25 protein-coding genes are annotated in these 14582 nt (G+C 69.9%); all 25 read left to right on the forward strand.

All coding sequences use genetic code 11. The features are described from left to right. The first annotated feature begins 11 nt into the window (after window positions 1-11). The 25 genes from rplV to CCE02nite_RS04475 all read left to right on the forward strand — a co-directional run bounded on the left by rplV (window position 12) and on the right by CCE02nite_RS04475 (window position 14582). Window positions 12-383 (forward strand): 50S ribosomal protein L22, encoded by a 372-nt coding sequence (rplV, locus tag CCE02nite_RS04355; protein WP_021479879.1) that lies wholly within the window; start codon window positions 12-14, stop codon window positions 381-383. Then, on the forward strand, window positions 383-1228 hold the full coding sequence (gene rpsC, locus CCE02nite_RS04360) for a 30S ribosomal protein S3 (RefSeq protein WP_141388479.1): 846 nt from the start codon (window positions 383-385) through the stop codon (window positions 1226-1228). The genes rplV and rpsC overlap by 1 nt, the downstream gene beginning before the upstream one ends. A 3-nt stretch (window positions 1229-1231) precedes the next feature. Beyond that, window positions 1232-1651, forward strand: coding sequence for a 50S ribosomal protein L16 (rplP, locus tag CCE02nite_RS04365; protein WP_047233815.1), 420 nt, complete (start codon window positions 1232-1234; stop codon window positions 1649-1651). Beyond that, window positions 1651-1887 (forward strand): 50S ribosomal protein L29, encoded by a 237-nt coding sequence (gene rpmC, locus CCE02nite_RS04370; protein ID WP_021480429.1) that lies wholly within the window; start codon window positions 1651-1653, stop codon window positions 1885-1887. The genes rplP and rpmC overlap by 1 nt, the downstream gene beginning before the upstream one ends. An 11-nt stretch (window positions 1888-1898) precedes the next feature. Then, a complete protein-coding gene (gene rpsQ, locus CCE02nite_RS04375) occupies window positions 1899-2189 on the forward strand; it encodes a 30S ribosomal protein S17 (RefSeq protein ID WP_047233816.1) in 291 nt (96 codons plus the stop codon). A 205-nt stretch (window positions 2190-2394) separates the two neighbouring features. After that, on the forward strand, window positions 2395-2763 hold the full coding sequence (gene rplN / locus CCE02nite_RS04380; RefSeq protein WP_021480431.1) for a 50S ribosomal protein L14: 369 nt from the start codon (window positions 2395-2397) through the stop codon (window positions 2761-2763). Between the two features lie 2 nt (window positions 2764-2765). Beyond that, window positions 2766-3107 (forward strand): 50S ribosomal protein L24, encoded by a 342-nt coding sequence (gene rplX / locus CCE02nite_RS04385; RefSeq protein ID WP_021480432.1) that lies wholly within the window; start codon window positions 2766-2768, stop codon window positions 3105-3107. Next, window positions 3107-3676: a 50S ribosomal protein L5 gene (gene rplE / locus CCE02nite_RS04390; RefSeq protein ID WP_087471317.1), complete on the forward strand. Its 570-nt coding sequence runs from the start codon at window positions 3107-3109 to the stop codon at window positions 3674-3676. Before rplX ends, rplE begins: the two co-directional genes overlap by 1 nt. 1 nt (window position 3677) lies before the next feature. Further along, on the forward strand, window positions 3678-3863 hold the full coding sequence (locus CCE02nite_RS04395; protein WP_021480434.1) for a type Z 30S ribosomal protein S14: 186 nt from the start codon (window positions 3678-3680) through the stop codon (window positions 3861-3863). Between the two features lie 82 nt (window positions 3864-3945). Further along, a complete protein-coding gene (gene rpsH / locus CCE02nite_RS04400) occupies window positions 3946-4344 on the forward strand; it encodes a 30S ribosomal protein S8 (protein WP_021480435.1) in 399 nt (132 codons plus the stop codon). Window positions 4345-4362: 18 nt separating this feature from the next. Further along, entirely contained in the window at window positions 4363-4899 is a 537-nt protein-coding gene (rplF, locus tag CCE02nite_RS04405) for a 50S ribosomal protein L6 (protein ID WP_141388480.1), read from the forward strand. A 2-nt stretch (window positions 4900-4901) separates the two neighbouring features. Beyond that, on the forward strand, window positions 4902-5273 hold the full coding sequence (gene rplR, locus CCE02nite_RS04410; RefSeq protein ID WP_047233819.1) for a 50S ribosomal protein L18: 372 nt from the start codon (window positions 4902-4904) through the stop codon (window positions 5271-5273). A gap of 40 nt (window positions 5274-5313) precedes the next feature. Continuing rightward, on the forward strand, window positions 5314-5970 hold the full coding sequence (rpsE, locus tag CCE02nite_RS04415) for a 30S ribosomal protein S5 (RefSeq protein WP_021480438.1): 657 nt from the start codon (window positions 5314-5316) through the stop codon (window positions 5968-5970). After that, window positions 5970-6152, forward strand: a complete 183-nt coding sequence (gene rpmD / locus CCE02nite_RS04420) for a 50S ribosomal protein L30 (protein WP_021480439.1) — start codon at window positions 5970-5972, stop codon at window positions 6150-6152. Before rpsE ends, rpmD begins: the two co-directional genes overlap by 1 nt. A 2-nt stretch (window positions 6153-6154) precedes the next feature. After that, entirely contained in the window at window positions 6155-6721 is a 567-nt protein-coding gene (rplO, locus tag CCE02nite_RS04425; protein ID WP_082141382.1) for a 50S ribosomal protein L15, read from the forward strand. 308 nt (window positions 6722-7029) lie between these two features. After that, window positions 7030-8328, forward strand: coding sequence for a preprotein translocase subunit SecY (gene secY, locus CCE02nite_RS04430; RefSeq protein ID WP_047233820.1), 1299 nt, complete (start codon window positions 7030-7032; stop codon window positions 8326-8328). Beyond that, complete coding sequence (locus CCE02nite_RS04435) at window positions 8325-8936, forward strand: adenylate kinase (RefSeq protein WP_255318628.1); 612 nt, start codon at window positions 8325-8327, stop codon at window positions 8934-8936. The genes secY and CCE02nite_RS04435 overlap by 4 nt, the downstream gene beginning before the upstream one ends. A 40-nt stretch (window positions 8937-8976) precedes the next feature. Next, the gene (map, locus tag CCE02nite_RS04440; protein ID WP_141388481.1) at window positions 8977-9813 is read left to right on the forward strand and encodes a type I methionyl aminopeptidase; all 837 of its coding nucleotides are present in this window, start codon (window positions 8977-8979) and stop codon (window positions 9811-9813) included. Window positions 9814-10090: 277 nt separating this feature from the next. Further along, window positions 10091-10312, forward strand: a complete 222-nt coding sequence (gene infA / locus CCE02nite_RS04445) for a translation initiation factor IF-1 (protein ID WP_012867920.1) — start codon at window positions 10091-10093, stop codon at window positions 10310-10312. 95 nt (window positions 10313-10407) lie between these two features. Further along, a complete protein-coding gene (gene rpmJ, locus CCE02nite_RS04450; RefSeq protein WP_003956441.1) occupies window positions 10408-10521 on the forward strand; it encodes a 50S ribosomal protein L36 in 114 nt (37 codons plus the stop codon). A gap of 237 nt (window positions 10522-10758) precedes the next feature. Continuing rightward, complete coding sequence (gene rpsM / locus CCE02nite_RS04455) at window positions 10759-11133, forward strand: 30S ribosomal protein S13 (RefSeq protein ID WP_021479758.1); 375 nt, start codon at window positions 10759-10761, stop codon at window positions 11131-11133. 113 nt (window positions 11134-11246) lie between these two features. Then, complete coding sequence (gene rpsK, locus CCE02nite_RS04460) at window positions 11247-11651, forward strand: 30S ribosomal protein S11 (protein WP_021479759.1); 405 nt, start codon at window positions 11247-11249, stop codon at window positions 11649-11651. 217 nt (window positions 11652-11868) lie between these two features. Further along, the gene (locus CCE02nite_RS04465) at window positions 11869-12888 is read left to right on the forward strand and encodes a DNA-directed RNA polymerase subunit alpha (protein ID WP_021479760.1); all 1020 of its coding nucleotides are present in this window, start codon (window positions 11869-11871) and stop codon (window positions 12886-12888) included. A 74-nt stretch (window positions 12889-12962) separates the two neighbouring features. After that, complete coding sequence (rplQ, locus tag CCE02nite_RS04470; protein ID WP_141388482.1) at window positions 12963-13526, forward strand: 50S ribosomal protein L17; 564 nt, start codon at window positions 12963-12965, stop codon at window positions 13524-13526. 228 nt (window positions 13527-13754) lie between these two features. Further along, window positions 13755-14582 (forward strand): alpha/beta fold hydrolase, encoded by an 828-nt coding sequence (locus CCE02nite_RS04475; protein WP_255318629.1) that lies wholly within the window; start codon window positions 13755-13757, stop codon window positions 14580-14582.

The following is a 14582-nucleotide window of genomic DNA, read 5'->3' on the forward strand; positions in this document are numbered from 1 at the left end:
GCAGGACAGCAATGGAAGCCAAGGCGCAGGCGCGGTTCGTCCGTGTCACGCCCCAGAAGGCCCGGCGCGTCGTGGACCTCATCCGTGGCAAGCAGGCCTCCGAGGCCGTCGCGGTGCTGAAGTTCGCACCGCAGGCGGCGAGCGAGCCCGTCCGCAAGGTCGTGGAGAGCGCGATCGCCAACGCCCGGGTGAAGGCAGACCGTGCGAGCGAGGCGTTCGAGGAGCAGGAGCTCGTCGTGCGTGAGGCGTTCGTCGACGAGGGCCCGACGCTCAAGCGTTTCCGCCCGCGGGCCCAGGGCCGTGCGAACCGCATCCTCAAGCGCACCAGCCACATCACCGTGGTCGTCGCTCCGCGTGAGAACACGAAGGGAAGTGCCCGATAGTGGGACAGAAGGTTCACCCGCACGGGTACCGCCTCGGCATCACCACCGACCACCGGTCGCGCTGGTTCGCCGACAGCACCAAGCCCGGACAGCGGTACCGCGACTACGTCCGCGAGGACGTCCAGATCCGCAAGCTCATGAGCACCGGTCTCGAGCGCGCAGGCATCTCCAAGGTCGAGATCGAGCGCACCCGTGACCGCGTCCGCGTGGACATCCACACGGCACGCCCGGGCATCGTCATCGGCCGCCGTGGCGCCGAGGCCGACCGCATCCGCGGCGAGCTCGAGAAGCTCACGGGCAAGCAGGTGCAGCTCAACATCCTCGAGGTGAAGAACGCCGAGACGGACGCGCAGCTCGTCGCGCAGGGCATCGCCGAGCAGCTCGCGAGCCGCGTCTCGTTCCGCCGTGCGATGCGCAAGGGCATCCAGTCGGCCCAGCGCGCCGGTGCCAAGGGCATCCGCGTGCAGGTCGCCGGCCGCCTCGGCGGCGCCGAGATGAGCCGGTCGGAGTTCTACCGCGAGGGTCGTGTGCCGCTGCACACGCTCCGTGCGTACATCGACTACGGCTTCTTCGAGGCCCGCACGACCTTCGGCCGCATCGGCGTGAAGGTCTGGATCTACAAGGGCGACGTCACCGAGAAGGAGTTCGCCGCGCAGCAGGCCACGGCCGCTCCGCGCCAGGGCCGTGGTGGCCCGCGCGGTGAGCGCGGCGGCGACCGTCGTGGTGGCGGCCGTCGTCCCGAGCGTTCGGCCGAGCGGACCCCCGCGTCCGAGTCGCCGGCGGCGCCCGAGCAGTCCGCTCCCGCCGCAGAGGCGAAGGCCCCTGAGACCGGAACGGAGGCCTGAGTCATGCTGATCCCGCGCAGGCTCAAGCACCGCAAGCAGCACCACCCGTCGCGTTCCGGCGCGGCGAAGGGTGGCACGCAGATCGCGTTCGGCGAGTACGGCATCCAGGCTCTCGAGCCGGCGTACGTGACGAACCGCCAGATCGAGGCTGCTCGTATCGCGATGACCCGCCACATCAAGCGTGGCGGCAAGGTCTGGATCAACATCTACCCGGACCGTCCCCTGACCAAGAAGCCTGCCGAGACCCGCATGGGTTCCGGTAAGGGTTCGCCCGAGTGGTGGGTCGCCAATGTCAAGCCGGGCCGGATCGTCTTCGAGCTGGCCGGTGTCCCGGAGGACCTGGCTCGCGAGGCGATGCGCCGCGCGATCCACAAGCTCCCGATGAAGTGCCGTTTCGTGGTGCGCGAGGGTGGTGGCAACTGATGGCAATCGGAACGAAGGGGCTCGCCCCCGTCGACCTCGACGCCATGGACGACGAGACGCTCGTCGCCGAGCTCAAGAAGGTCAAGGAGGAGCTCTTCAACCTCCGCTTCCAGTCGGCCACCGGCCAGCTGGAGAGCCACGGGCGCCTCAAGGCCGTCCGCCGCGACATCGCGCGGATCTACACGATCCTGCGTGAGCGCGAGCTCGGCATCCGTACCGCGCCGAGTGCCGAGTGAGTGAGGCTGGAATGAGCGAGAACGCAACGAACGCGCCCGAGGCGGCCGAGGAGCGCGCGAACCGCAAGACGCGCCGCGGCTACGTCGTGAGCGACAAGATGGACAAGACCGTGGTGGTCGAGGTCGAGGACCGGGTCAAGCACCCGCTCTACGGCAAGGTCATCCGCCGCACGAGCAAGGTCAAGGCGCACGACGAGCAGAACTCTGCCGGCGTGGGCGACCTGGTGCTCATCATGGAGACCCGCCCGCTGTCCGCGACCAAGCGGTGGCGCCTCGCGGAGATCCTCGAGAAGGCCAAGTGATCCACCGGTCGTGACGGGCGGGCCCCGCTCGCTCGTCACGACCGCTCTCGTGCCGCACCGCGGTGCGGCAACCAGTGAGGACAGGTCGGGCGGGTCCACCGCCCGGTCCTGGCCGGTTCACCCGCGAGGGACCCGGCACTGACAGCTATCCGTTCGGCAAGGCTCGCCTCGCGCGAGAACCGGCTCGACGACAGGAGTTCATTACATGATCCAGCAGGAGTCGCGACTTCGTGTCGCCGACAACACGGGTGCCAAGGAGATTCTCTGCATCCGTGTTCTCGGTGGCTCGGGCCGTCGCTACGCCGGAATCGGCGACGTCATCGTCGCAACCGTCAAGGACGCGATCCCGGGCGGCAACGTGAAGAAGGGCGACGTGGTCAAGGCCGTCGTCGTCCGCACCGCCAAGGAGCGCCGTCGTCCGGACGGTTCCTACATCAAGTTCGACGAGAACGCCGCCGTGATCCTCAAGAACGACGGCGAGCCGCGCGGGACGCGCATCTTCGGCCCGGTCGGGCGCGAGCTGCGCGACAAGCGGTTCATGAAGATCATCTCGCTGGCTCCGGAGGTGCTCTGACCATGGCCAAGATCAAGAAGGGCGACCTCGTCGTCGTCATCGCGGGCAAGGACAAGGGCAAGCAGGGGCGCGTCCTCGAGGTGCTCACCGACCGTGACCGCGTCATCGTCGAGGGCGTCCAGCGCGTCACCAAGCACACCAAGGTCGGCCAGTCGCAGCGCGGCACGCGGACCGGTGGGATCGAGACCGTCGAGGCCCCGATCCACATCAGCAACGTGATGGTCGTCGACCCGGAGACCAAGAAGGGCACCCGCGTCGGGTACCGCACCGAAGAGGTCGAGCGTGACGGCCGCAAGCGCACCGTGCGCGTGCGCGTCGCCAAGCGCTCCGGGAAGGACATCTGATGAGCACCGAGATCGTCGCCCCCGAGGTGCCCCGTCTGAAGCAGCGCTACCGCGAGGAGATCGTCGCCGGTCTGCGCGAGGAGTTCGGGCACGAGAACGTCAACCAGGTCGCCCGCGTCACGAAGATCGTCGTGAACATGGGTGTCGGTGACGCCGCCAAGGACTCGAAGCTCATCGAGGGCGCCATCCGCGACCTGTCCGCGATCACCGGCCAGAAGCCGCAGGTGACCAAGGCCCGCAAGTCCATCGCGCAGTTCAAGCTGCGTGAGGGCATGCCGATCGGCGCGCACGTCACGCTGCGCGGCGACCGCATGTGGGAGTTCCTGGACCGTCTCCTGTCGATCGCCCTGCCGCGTATCCGCGACTTCCGCGGCCTGTCGCCCAAGCAGTTCGACGGGCACGGCAACTACACGTTCGGCCTCACGGAGCAGTCGATGTTCCACGAGATCGACCAGGACAAGATCGACCGTGTCCGCGGTATGGACATCACGATCGTGACCACGGCGACGACCGATGACGAGGGCCGCTCCCTGCTGCGCCGTCTCGGCTTCCCCTTCAAGGAGAACTGACATGGCGAAGAAGGCCCTGATCAACAAGGCGGCCGCCAAGCCCAAGTTCGCGGTCCGCGCCTACACCCGGTGCCAGAAGTGCGGTCGTCCGCACTCGGTGTACCGCAAGTTCGGCCTGTGCCGCATCTGCGTGCGCGAGATGGCCCACCGTGGTGAGCTTCCGGGCGTCACCAAGAGCAGCTGGTAACAACTACGTCGTAGGTCCTGGCGGAGCGCGCCGCACGGCGCGCCTCCGCCCGGATACCACGTCGAGGAAGGGCTAGAGCCCGATGACGATGACCGACCCGATCGCAGACATGCTGACGCGTCTGCGGAACGCGAACTCGGCTTACCACGAGACGGTGACCATGCCGTACTCGAAGCTGAAGTCGCACATTGCCGAGATCCTCCAGGCCGAGGGCTACATCTCCGGCTGGAGCGTCGAGGACGCGACGGTGGGCAAGAACCTCACCATCCAGCTGAAGTTCGGCCCGAACCGTGAGCGCAGCCTCGCCGGCGTGCGCCGCGTGTCCAAGCCGGGCCTGCGCAAGTACGTCAAGTCCACCGAGCTGCCGAAGGTTCTCGGCGGTCTGGGCGTGGCGATCCTGTCCACGTCCTCCGGCCTGCTCACCGACAAGCAGGCCGCCACGAAGGGCGTGGGCGGCGAAGTCCTCGCCTACGTCTGGTAATCGGAAAGGAGATACGCCATGTCTCGAATCGGCAAGATCCCCGTTCCGGTTCCCGCCGGAGTGGACGTCACCATCAGCGGTGCGCTCGTGACCGTGAAGGGCCCCAAGGGCTCGCTCGAGCACAACGTGCCCGCCCCCATCCAGGTCGCCCAGGAGGACGCCACCCTCGTGGTGTCGCGCCCGGACGACGAGCGCGAGTCCCGCGCGCTGCACGGCCTCACGCGCACCCTCCTGGCGAACATCGTCCAGGGCGTGACGCAGGGCTACGAGAAGAAGCTCGAGATCGTCGGCACCGGTTACCGCGTGACGGCCAAGGGCTCGGACCTCGAGTTCGCCCTCGGCTTCAGCCACCCGGTCGTCGTGACGCCGCCCGCGGGCATCACGTTCGCGGTCGAGAGCCCGACGAAGTTCTCGGTCTCCGGCATCGACAAGCAGCAGGTCGGCGAGGTCGCAGCGAACATCCGCAAGATCCGCAAGCCCGAGCCGTACAAGGGCAAGGGTGTGCGTTACGCCGGCGAGGTCGTCCGCCGCAAGGTCGGAAAGGCTGGTAAGTAACGATGGCTCTGAAGGTTCTCGGCAAGGGCAAGGCCGTCGCGCGTCAGCGCCGCCACCTGCGCCTGCGCAAGAAGATCAAGGGGACCGCCGCTCGTCCGCGCCTCGTGGTGACGCGCTCCACGCGCCACATCACGGCTCAGGTCGTGGACGACACGATCGGTCAGACGGTTGCGTCGGCCTCGTCGCTCGAGGCGGACCTGCGTGCGCTCGACGGCGACAAGAGCGCCAAGGCCCGCAAGGTCGGCGAGCTCGTCGCCGAGCGTGCGAAGGCCAAGGGCGTCGACGCGGTCGTGTTCGACCGTGGCGGCAACAAGTACCACGGTCGGGTCGCTGCGGTCGCCGACGGCGCCCGCGAGGGCGGTCTGTCCCTGTGACGACGCCGACCATCCCCACACGGAAGCAAAGGATTCTCTGATGGCTGCAGGGCAGCGCAGCAACACCGGCGCCCCCACGGGTGCCGCCAACGAGTCGAGCGACCAGAACGCGCGCGGGGGGCGCCGCGACGACCGTCGCGGTGACCGTCGCGACGGTCGCCGTGGCGACGCAGCCGAGAAGAACGCCTTCGTCGAGCGCGTCGTCACCATCAACCGCGTCTCCAAGGTCGTCAAGGGCGGCCGCCGCTTCAGCTTCACCGCGCTGGTCGTGGTGGGCGACGGCGACGGCACCGTCGGTGTCGGCTACGGCAAGGCGAAGGAGGTGCCCGCGGCGATCGCCAAGGGTGTCGAGGAGGCCAAGAAGAACTTCTTCAAGGTCCCGCGCATCCAGGGCACCATCCCGCACCCCATCCAGGGTGAGGCCGCCGCCGGCGTCGTGTTCCTCCGTCCGGCCGCTCCCGGTACCGGTGTGATCGCCGGTGGTCCGGTGCGCGCCGTGCTGGAGTGCGCGGGCATCCACGACGTGCTGAGCAAGTCGCTCGGCTCGTCCAACGCGATCAACATCGTGCACGCGACCGTCGAGGCCCTGCGCAACCTGGAGCAGCCTGAGGCTGTCGCCGCGCGCCGTGGTCTCCCGCTCGAGGACGTGGCCCCGGCCGCGCTCCTGCGTGCCCGTGCTGCGGGGGTGAACGCCTGATGGCCAGGCTCAAGGTGACCCAGACGAAGTCCGCCATCGGCGGCAAGCAGAACCAGCGCGACACGCTGCGCACTCTGGGCCTCAAGCGGATCGGCGACACCGCCGTGAAGGAGGACCGCCCGGAGATCCGCGGCATGGTCGCGACGGTGGCGCACCTCGTCACCGTTGAGGAGGTCGAGTGACCATGGCTGAGAAGGCCACCAAGGAGACCGCCGAGGCTCCGAAGAAGAAGGCTGCTGCGAAGGCCCCCGCGAAGGCGGAGTCCGCGACTGCTGCGAAGCAGTCGGGCAAGCAGACCGAGGGTGCCGGCGGCACGCTCAAGATCCACCACCTGCGTCCGGCTCCCGGCGCCAAGAAGGCCAAGACCCGCGTGGGTCGTGGTGAGGCGTCGAAGGGTAAGACGGCGGGCCGCGGTACCAAGGGTACGAAGGCTCGTTACCAGGTTCCCGAGCGCTTCGAGGGCGGGCAGATGCCTCTGCACATGCGCCTCCCGAAGCTGCGCGGCTTCAAGAACCCGTTCCGCACCGAGTACCAGGTCGTGAACCTGGACAAGCTCGCGGCGCTGTACCCCGAGGGTGGCCAGGTCACCGTCGAGGACCTCGTCGCGAAGGGCGCGGTCCGCAAGGGCCAGCTCGTCAAGGTGCTAGGCACGGGCGAGATCACCGTCAAGCTCGAGGTCGCGGTCGACGCCCTCTCGGGCGCCGCTCGCGAGAAGATCCTCGCGGCCGGCGGTTCGGTCTCGGAGGACTGACACCCCCGGACAGGGCCGGTGGCGCGCTCGCGCCGTCGGCCCTGTCCGCGTCTGGGGAGGCTCTCCCGCACGACCCGTGGTCCGTCCGGCAGCGCGCCACGGTTAGACTCTCCGACGGTTGTCTCCCCGCACCCCGGGGTGACCGCCGTCACTCGCAGGTCCGCGGTCGGTCCGTCCGGTCGTCGGGACCGACTTGCCGTTCGACGCGGCGCTACGGCTAGGGTGCCTCTTGGCGCCGGTGCCGTGCGTCACACCTCGCCGGGCCTCCCGGCGACACGACATCCCGCCTCGGCGGGCCAGGAGGATAGGTGCTCAGCGCATTCGCCCGGGCTTTCCGGACGCCCGACCTGCGGCGCAAGCTGCTGTTCACGATCGCGATCATGGCGATCTTCCGGGTGGGGTCGTTCATCCCCACGCCGGGTGTGGACTACCCCAACGTGCAGCAGTGCATCGCGGAGACCGCCGACGGCAACGACCTGCTCGGCCTCGTCAACCTCTTCAGCGGCGGTGCCCTGCTCCAGCTGTCGATCTTCGCGCTCGGCATCATGCCGTACATCACCGCGAGCATCATCGTCCAGCTGCTGCGCGTCGTGATCCCTCGCTTCGAGGCGCTCCACAAGGAGGGCCAGTCGGGCCAGGCGAAGCTGACGCAGTACACGCGCTACCTGACGATCGCGCTCGCCATCCTCCAGTCGACGACGGTCATCACGACCGCGCGCAACGGCCTGCTCTTCCAGGGCTGCTCCGTGGACGTCATCCCCGACGGCAGCTTCGTGACGATGGCGCTCATGGTCATCACCATGACCGCGGGCACCGGCCTCATCATGTGGCTCGGCGAGCTCATCACCGAGCGTGGCGTCGGCAACGGCATGTCGCTCCTCATCTTCACGTCGATCGCCGCGAGCTTCCCGACCGCGCTGTGGTCGATCGCCGGCGGTGCGAACGGCGCGACGAACTTCATCATCATGATCGCGGTCATCGTGGTCGTCATCGGCCTGGTCGTGTTCGTCGAGCAGTCCCAGCGCCGCGTGCCGGTCCAGTACGCCAAGCGCATGGTCGGGCGCCGCATGTACGGCGGCTCGAGCACCTACATCCCGATCAAGATCAACATGGCCGGCGTCATCCCGGTGATCTTCGCGGCCTCGCTGCTCGCGGTCCCGGGCCTCATCGCGCAGTTCGGCGACCAGAGCGCCGACTGGGTGATCTGGGTCAGCACGAACCTCGCCGACCCGGCCGCGCCGCTGCACATCGTGCTCTACGTGCTCATGATCCTGTTCTTCTGCTTCTTCTACACGTCGATCACGTTCAACCCGGACGAGGTCGCGGACAACATGAAGAAGTACGGCGGCTTCATCCCCGGCATCCGTGCCGGCCGGCCGACCGCCGAGTACCTCGACTACGTCATCACCCGCATCACGTCCGCGGGCTCCATCTACCTCGCGCTCGTCGCCCTGCTGCCGACGCTGGTCCTCATCGGGCTCGGCGTGAGCACGAACATCCCGTTCGGTGGCTCCTCGATCATCATCGTCGTCGGCGTCGGCCTGGAGACGGTCAAGCAGATCAACTCCCAGCTGCAGCAGCGCCACTACGAAGGGTTCCTCCGTTGAGCAACGCCACCGACGGCCAGTCCGCCTCGCGTCCCGCGCGCCTCGTCATCATGGGCCCGCAGGGCGCGGGCAAGGGGACGCAGGCCGCCCGGCTCGCCGAGCAGCTCGCCATCCCCGCGATCTCGACCGGAGACATCTTCCGGGCGAACATCAAGGGCGGCACGGAGCTCGGCCGGCTCGCGCAGGAGTACACCGCGAAGGGTGACCTCGTCCCTGACTCGGTGACGAACGCGATGGTGCGCGACCGCCTCGCCCAGGACGACGCGGCGCAGGGGTTCATCCTCGACGGCTACCCCCGCAACGCGGCCCAGGTCGTCGAGCTCGACACGATCCTCGCGGACCTGGGTGTCGCGCTGGACGGCGTCGTGGAGCTCACGGCGGACCGCGACGAGCTCCTCGCTCGCCTGGCGAAGCGCGCGGAGATCGAGGGCCGCGAGGACGACACCGAGGAGGCCATCGCGCGCCGCCTCGACATCTACGCCGAGCAGACGGCACCGCTCACGTCGGCGTACGACGAGCGCGGCCTTCTCGTCCGTGTCGACGGCATCGGCGACGTCGACGAGATCACCGGGCGCATCGTCTCGGCGCTGACCGCGCTCGTCGGCTGAGCGCCGGTCGTCCGTTCGTCAGGTTCTGGGGAGCAGCAGGGTGTTCGGTCGCGAGCGCATCGAGTACAAGACGCACGACCAGGTACGGTCCATGCGCAGTGCCGGCCTCGTGGTCGCGCGAGCGCTCGACACGGTCCGCGAGGCGGTCCGTCCGGGCATGACCACGTCCGACCTCGACGCGCTCGCCGCGGCGGTGATCGCGGACGCCGGCGCGACGCCGTCGTTCCTCGGCTACGAGGGCTACCCCGCGTCGCTGTGCGTGTCGGTGAACGACGAGGTCGTGCACGGCATCCCGGGCCCACGCGAGCTGCGCCCGGGTGACATCGTCTCCGTCGACTGCGGGGCGATCGTCGACGGCTGGCACGGCGACTCGGCCGTGTCCTTCGTCCTCGGCGAGGGCGAGCCGCGCGACGAGGCCCTCGTGGAGGCCACGCGGCGCGCGATGTGGGCGGGCATCGCCGCGCTCGCGACGAGCGAGCGGCTCGGCGACGTGGGCGCCGCGATCGAGGACTCGGTCCGTGTCTCGGGGGAGGCCGACGGCGTCTCCTACGGGATCGTCGAGGAGTACGTGGGTCACGGGATCGGCTCCGCGATGCACCAGCCGCCCGACGTCCCGAACTACCGCACGCGCGAGAAGGGCCCGCGGCTGCGCCCGGGCATGTGCCTCGCGATCGAGCCGATGCTGACGCTCGGCGACCGGTTCACCGAGGTCTGCGAGGACGACTGGACGGTCGTGACCGACGACGGCGCTCGTGCTGCGCACTGGGAGCACAGCGTCGCGATCCTCGACGAGGGGATCTGGGTCCTCACCGCACCCGACGGCGGGGCGGCCGAGCTCGCGGAGCTCGGCGTCCGCGTCGCACCCCTCGCTGCCTGAGCTCTCGGTGCGCCCCGACGCGTCGGCCCGTCCGGGTCGGGCGGGGGAGTGACGCGTCGCACGGTCCCCGACGCGCGCCCCGGTTTCGCGACTCTTGTCGGATGCCGTAGGATGGTCCGTCGGGTGTAGTCCGTGCACGTCGTTCGACCGGCCCCCGTCCCTCGGGACCCGGGCGACCGTCCCCGCACGCGGCTCCACGCACCTCCCACGAACGGACGACCCGCGGGTCGGGCGTGCGCGGGAGTACCAGCAGTTCAGACGAGAGTTAGCGGAGGACATGGCAAAGAAGGACGGTGTCATCGAGATCGAGGGCAGCGTGGTCGAGGCCCTGCCGAACGCGATGTTCCGCGTGGAGCTGGCCAACGGTCACAAGGTTCTCGCGCACATCTCGGGCAAGATGCGCCAGCACTACATCCGGATCCTCCCCGAGGACCGGGTCGTGGTCGAGCTGAGCCCGTACGACCTGTCCCGCGGCCGGATCGTCTACCGCTACAAGTAGTCGCCACGCGTCCACCCACTCACCCGCCTCGCCACCCGGATCCCGGGACCGCTCGTCGGTCGCGCCCGGAGCGGGGCACCACTGAGGGAACGAAGATGAAGGTCAAGCCCAGCGTCAAGAAGATCTGCGACAAGTGCAAGGTGATCCGCCGGCACGGTCGCGTCATGGTGATCTGCGACAACCTGCGGCACAAGCAGCGCCAGGGCTGAGCCCGCGCCTGCGCCACGGGTGACGGTCCCTCGGGACCGCGGTCACCAGGCCGCCCGTCACGACGACGGCCGGCCACCAGCGCACCACCACGAACCTGCTCGGCACCCCGGACGCGAGTCCGGGAGGAGAACGCCACAGGCAGGGGAACCCCCGGCTCGGAGGCCGGGGCCCACGGAGCTCCCCGTGGGAGGGCGGTGCGACAGACCTCCGACGAAGCACGAGGAGCCGAAAGGCACATGGCACGTCTCATCGGCGTCGACCTCCCCCGCGACAAGCGGCTCGAGGTCGCGCTCACCTACATCTACGGCGTCGGCCGTACCCGCGCCCAGCAGACGCTGGCCGCGACCGGCATCAGCCCGGACGCGCGCGTGAAGGACCTCGGCGACGCCGAGCTCGTCGCGCTGCGCGACTACCTCGAGGGCAACTACAAGCTCGAGGGTGACCTCCGTCGTGAGGTGGCCGCCGACATCCGCCGCAAGGTCGAGATCGGCACCTACCAGGGCCTGCGTCACCGCCGCGGCCTGCCCGTGCGCGGCCAGCGCACCAAGACCAACGCGCGTACGCGCAAGGGACCCAAGCGCACCGTGGCCGGCAAGAAGAAGGCCCGCTGAGCCAGTCCGCAGGGCGGGCCCCGCTCGGGTGCTGACGTCGGCCGCACGGTCCACGTCGTCCCGGTCGGAGATCCCCGCGGTCAGACCACCTCAGACCAGGAGAGAAACGAAAGATGCCTCCCAAGACTCGCGCCGCCGCTGGGCGCAAGCCTCGCCGCAAGGACAAGAAGAACGTCCCCGCCGGCCAGGCGCACATCAAGAGCACGTTCAACAACACGATCGTGTCGATCACGGACCCGTCGGGTGCTGTGATCGCGTGGGCCTCCGGCGGCGACGTCGGCTTCAAGGGCTCGCGCAAGTCGACCCCCTTCGCCGCGGGCCTCGCGGCCGAGGCTGCTGCCCGCAAGGCGCAGGAGCACGGCATGAAGAAGGTCGACGTCTTCGTCAAGGGCCCGGGCTCCGGTCGCGAGACCGCGATCCGCTCGCTGCAGTCGGCCGGCCTCGAGGTCGGCTCGATCCAGGACGTCACGCCGCAGGCGCACAACGGGTGCCGCCCGCCCAAGCGTCGTCGCGTCTGACCTTCGTCGTCGGCGTGCCGTCGACGGGCCGCCCGGTCACCGACCGGCCGAGCCCGTCGACGGCGCCCGTCACGGGGCAGACGCCTCCTGACGGGGTCGACGTACCCTTCCCGGCCGGGTGGACAGAGTCCCGGCCGGGGCCGCGTGCCGCAGGCACGCACCTCGCCTTGAACCGTGCAGCGTCATATGGCGGACGCTCGCCGAAAGGAAACCACCAGTGCTGATCGCACAGCGCCCCACCTTGACCGAAGAGGTCATCTCGGAGAACCGTTCGCGCTTCTCCATCGAGCCGCTGGAGCCCGGCTTCGGCTACACGCTCGGCAACTCGCTGCGTCGCACGCTGCTGTCGTCCATCCCGGGCGCGGCGGTCACCTCCATCCGCATCGACGGTGTGCTCCACGAGTTCACCACCGTGCCGGGTGTGAAGGAGGACGTGACCGAGGTCATCCTCAACATCAAGAACCTCGTCGTCTCCTCGGAGAACGACGAGCCCGTCGTGATGTACCTGCGCAAGCAGGGTGCTGGTGCGGTCACCGCGGCGGACATCGTCCCGCCCGCGGGTGTGGAGGTCCACAACCCCGAGCTGCACATCGCCACGCTCAACGACAAGGGCAAGCTCGAGATCGAGCTCACCGTCGAGCGCGGCCGTGGGTACGTCTCGGCCTCGCAGAACAAGTCGTTCGACGCCGAGATCGGGCGCATCCCGGTCGACTCGATCTACTCGCCGGTCCTCAAGGTGACCTACAAGGTCGAGGCGACGCGCGTCGAGCAGCGCACGGACTTCGACAAGCTGGTCGTGGACGTCGAGACGAAGCCGGCGATCTCGCCGCGCGACGCGCTCGCGTCGGCGGGCAAGACGCTGGTGGAGCTCTTCGGCCTGGCCCGTGAGCTCAACGTCGAGGCCGAGGGCATCGAGATCGGCCCGTCGCCGACGGACGCGGCTCTCGCCGCGGACCTGGCGCTGCCGATCGAGGAGCTCAACCTCACGATCCGCTCGTACAACTGCCTCAAGCGCGAGGGCATCCACCAGGTGGGCGAGCTCGTCGCACGCAGCGAGGCGGACCTGCTGGACATCCGCAACTTCGGTGCGAAGTCCATCAACGAGGTGAAGGAGAAGCTCGCCGAGCTCGGCCTGTCCCTCAAGGACTCGCCGCTCGACTTCGACCCGTCGGCCGCCGCGTACTACGACGGCGACGACGACGAGGCGACGTTCTCGGACACCGAGCAGCAGTACTGAGCCTGCGGCTCTAGACACCTCAGCGCGTCCGGGTCGGTACCTGCGGCGCGAACACTTCCCAAGGAGCACATCCCATGCCTACCCCCGCCAAGGGCGCCCGGCTCGGCAGCGGACCGGCTCACGAGCGCCTGATGCTCGCGAACCTGTCCACCCAGCTGTTCGAGCACGGCCGCATCACGACCACCGAGACCAAGGCGAAGCGCCTGCGCCCGGTGGCCGAGCGCCTCATCACGTTCGCGAAGCGTGGCGACCTGCACGCGCGTCGTCGCGTCCTGCGCGTCGTGCGCGACAAGTCCGTCGTGCACACGCTGTTCACCGAGATCGCCCCGCAGATGGCGGAGCGTGAGGGCGGCTACACGCGCATCACGAAGGTCGGCACGCGCAAGGGCGACAACGCGCCCCTCGCCGTGATCGAGCTCGTGACCGAGCCCGTCAGCCCCAAGCAGGCCGTCGTCCGCGAGGCGGAGAAGGCCGCGGAGAAGGCGAGCAAGAAGAAGGCGGACAAGCCGGCCAAGAAGGCCGACAAGGTCGAGGACGCGCCCGTCGAGGACGCTCCCGCCGCCGTCGAGGACGCTCCCGTCGAGGACGTCCAGGACGCGCCCGTCGAGGACGCCGCCGAGGAGAAGAAGGAGGCCTGAGCCTCCTCGATCGACTCTCGGGGTCCTCCGCGACCCCACGCCGCAGGGCCCGGGACCGTATGGTCCCGGGCCCTGCGCCGTCCCCGGGTCCGCGGTCCCGTGGTCCGCGCCTCGCGGGGTCCGCGACGTCCCCCGACACCGAGCGGGATGGTGTCGTCCGAGGCGCGGTCTGCCCGACAGCAGGCCCCCGGTCGAGCGCACGGCCGCGCCGCGACCTAGGGTCGACGCGTGCCTCCTGATGACACCACCGCCGGTACGGGGCGGGCGGCGTGGCCGCCCGTCGTCCTCGTGCACGGCTCGCGCACGTCGCGGTCGATGTGGCGTGACCAGCTCGCGGCCCTGCGCCGTGCGGGGGTCGACGCGCTCGCCGTGGACCTGCCGGGGCACGGGGCGCGGCGGGGCGAGCCGTTCACCCTGGACGGTGCCGTGGAGGCCGTCACGGCCGGGATCGACGACGTGGGCGGCCGCGCGCTCGTCGTCGGCCTGTCGCTGGGCGGCTACGTCGCGATCGAGACGCGGGCGCGGCACCCCGAGCGTGTCGTCGGCCTCGTGGCCGCCGCGTGCTCGACCCCGCCCGCCACGCGGCTGCGCGGGGGCTGGCTCCTCCTCGCGCGCGGCATCGAGCGGCTGCCCGACGGCGGAGCGGGGCTCAACCGGGCGCTCGTCGACCGCGCGCTCACGCCGCAGGGCGCGGCCGACCTCGCGGCGGGCGGCTTCGCGCTCGACGTGATGAGCGCGATCCTGCGCGAGGTCGAGGCGGTCGACCCCGTGACCGCCCTCGCCGCCACGGACTCGCCCGTGTGGCTGGTCAACGGCCGGTGGGACCACTTCCGGTTCGGCGAGCGCGGCTTCGTGGAGGCGGCGCGGCGCGGGGGAGCGCCCGCGCGGCTCGTGGTCGTGCCGGGCGCCCGGCACCTCGTGAGCCTCGACGCACCCGTCGCGTTCAACCGGGTCCTGCTCGACGCCCACCGCGTGGTCGTGAGGGACGGACCGGCGGCCGAGGAGGGTGGGGCCGCGCGGCCGCACCTCGGGCCGCGCCGCACGGTCGCGCGCTGA

It is taken from the genome of Cellulosimicrobium cellulans (assembly GCF_006539945.1).
Lineage (GTDB): Bacteria > Actinomycetota > Actinomycetes > Actinomycetales > Cellulomonadaceae > Cellulosimicrobium > Cellulosimicrobium cellulans.